This is a genomic window from Eubacterium sp. CAG:161, from assembly GCF_000432355.1.
In the GTDB taxonomy this organism is placed as follows: Bacteria; Bacillota; Clostridia; order Lachnospirales; family Lachnospiraceae; genus Eubacterium_G; species Eubacterium_G segne.
Map to the genome: position 1 here is coordinate 1 of NZ_HF991844.1, position 2,108 is coordinate 2,108.

Annotated in this window: 3 protein-coding genes; all 3 read left to right on the top strand. The window is 35.1% G+C overall.

Going from position 1 to position 2,108, the window contains the following annotated elements; translation table 11 throughout:
* The coding region (locus tag Q5O30_RS01480; protein ID WP_302674508.1) for a hypothetical protein at positions 1-1,080 on the top strand (1,080 nt) is incomplete at its 5' end.
* Positions 1,081-1,097: 17 nt separating this feature from the next.
* Positions 1,098-1,241, top strand: coding sequence for a hypothetical protein (locus tag Q5O30_RS01485; RefSeq protein WP_021951992.1), 144 nt, complete (start codon positions 1,098-1,100; stop codon positions 1,239-1,241).
* 227 nt (positions 1,242-1,468) lie between these two features.
* Positions 1,469-2,108 (top strand): hypothetical protein (locus Q5O30_RS01490; protein WP_302674509.1); only part of this gene is annotated, 640 nt, incomplete at its 3' end.

Sequence of the window (2,108 nt, forward strand, 5' to 3'; positions counted from 1 at the left end):
ACTGTTGAAATTGAATATGCAGGCGGAAAAGCAACTGTTATTGTAAAAAATGAAAATGGAACAGATGGTGGTGATACACCAATAGAAACACCTACAGAAAAACCAACGGAAACACCTACAACACAGCCTACAGGAGAAGCTAACTGGGTTGAAATTGCAGGAAGTGATGATACTGCATCATATTATTATGATAAGGCAAATATGACAGTAAATGAAGTAGTAAGCATTCAGCAGCCTGGATGGTCGCCTGAAATTGGTATTTACATGAATGTGCCATCAGGAATTAGTGAAGTATCAGTAAACGGTGTTAAAGAAAATGTAGCAACAATTCAGGGTGCAGGAGTTATTGTATATCTTTCTGCTTTAACTCAGGAAATAAACGAAGTAGAGATTACTCATGCTCTTGGAACAGCTAAAGTTTCTATCAAAAAAGTTGAAAAGGCACAGACAGTAAAACATTCAGTAACAATTAATGGAAATAAAGTTGCAGAAGTTGAAGACGGAAGCACTTATACATTAGGTGATGCACAGTACGGATACTATACAGATGGTAAGATTTATAAACCGGGAACCGTACTTACAATAACAGGCGATATTGCCCTTACTTCAATTGACAGCCTTTCAGTAGATATGGCAAACGGTGCAGCTATTAAGCTTTCAACACCGGCAGGACTTAAGTTCCAGGCAAAGGTTTCATCAAACAATGGAGAAGCTGTTAAATCAGATGCTATTAAGGAAGGTATGTTAATTACGGCAAATGATATATATGAAAATAATTCATCTGCTTTAGACTTGACAAGCCCATATGCAATGCTTAATATTGTTAATGAAGGTTGGTTTGACGAAAGCGCAATGACATATTGCGGAGCAGTAGCTAATATTTCAGAAGCAAACTATACAAGAGATTTCATTGCCAGAGCATATGTAACCATTACATATACTGACAATACATCAGTAACTGTTTACTCAGGAATGAGTCAGACAAGAAGCGTAAGCTATGTAGCATCAGCAGTTAAGGCTGCCGGATATCCGGGAATTGCTGCATCAGAAATACCTGTAGTTGACTCATTTATAAAATAATTATGGGAGGAAACACAATGTCAGAGAAATATATTAGTCCAAAGGCAGAAGTAGTAGAGTTTGATACAAAGGACGTTATTACTACAAGCCCTGATAACAATTTTTCAGCTGATACATCAGGTTCAGCAAATCAGGGTGAAGGTTGGTCAGGACTTTACTAATTAATATTAATTAAAAACTTACAACACCGTATCTGTGACTAAATCATGGATGCGGTGTTTTTTTGCTCTTTGTCAGGCATGGGGGAATCCCTTATATATTTTTTATACGATACAAATATTATACATATGGCAGGTATATTATCCTACGGAATAGTGTGTCGTATAACAATGATAAGCAGTTAAGATAGGGAACAAACACAGGAAAAAATATATGTATGGGAGGTAAAATGGTGGATGTAAAACTACTTAATGAATTATATTTTGAAACGGAATATATGAAATTACTTCATATATTCCTTATGATTATGGGATGTATTTTGCTGCTATTATCAATATTTACAAAGGGCAAAGTGATTATATCCAATTGCATTTTAGCTTACTATGGAGCTTGGGCAGGAAGTATGTTGGGATATTTTATGGGAAAATCTTTAACAGGAATGAAAATAGGTGGTGTGATAGGAATTATAATTGTGTTGCTTATAAATAATATTCTTGGAAGAAAGCATATACTGGTTGTGGCGTATATGTTTTATATGCAGTGTGCATATATGTGTACATATATGATATTGTATCTTTTTAGAATTGATTATTATGTAGATATGCTTATGGGAAGAGATATACTCCTTTATGAAGAAAATCATTATTCCGCAATGAATATGTCTCTTATTATTTCATGTGTTTTTGCAGTGATAATGACAGTAAGAATGGAGAGAACACAGAGAGATAGAAATATTATTCATATGTATTATATTTTCGTTAGTGCGGTAATGGCTTTGTGCGGATTATTATCGGGTCCGGATTGGGTATATGGTTACATTGGTTCGTGGCAGGATTTCTTTTTGCCACTGTTGGGTGTGGAATATGGCA

Coding starts and splice junctions, on each gene's coding strand:
- Q5O30_RS01485 (WP_021951992.1), top strand. CDS start 1,098: ATGTCAGAGAAATATATTAGTCCAAAGGCAGAAGTAGTAGAGTTTGAT.